General features: G+C 38.8%; 1 pseudogene. It reads right to left on the bottom strand.

Annotation, left to right across the window (positions count from 1 at the left end):
- A pseudogene (locus V7659_RS10675) lies at positions 1-341 on the bottom strand (PrpF domain-containing protein); the annotation flags it as partial.
- Positions 342-353: the final 12 nt, after the last annotated feature.

Below are 353 nucleotides of genomic sequence, written 5' to 3'. Positions count from 1 at the left end.
GGTTCTATTGCATGTACAAGACCTTGTTCAATCGCATAGGGCCCTACAGCAGAAGAAATATTGCCGCAATTTCCTTTAAAATCAACTAATTGATCTTCAATGCTAATCTGTGCAAATGTATATTCGATGTCAACTCCTTCTATATTAGACTTTTTAATAATAGCTGCTTTACTAGTTAAGGAATTTGCGCCGCCTAGCCCGTCAATTTGTCTTTGATCAGGACTGCCCATAATATCAAGGAGAAAATCCTCCCAAACTGCACGATTTTCAGGCATGTTTTCGTAATTCAAGAAGACTCCTTTACTTGTTCCTCCTCGCATAATAACAACCGGAACTTTCATATTCCATACCCC

This window comes from Neobacillus drentensis, assembly GCF_036966985.1.
GTDB lineage: Bacteria > Bacillota > Bacilli > Bacillales > Cytobacillaceae > Neobacillus > Neobacillus drentensis_E.
Note: the sequence above shows the minus strand (reverse complement) of the source record. Positions and strands in the feature narration are given on the sequence as shown.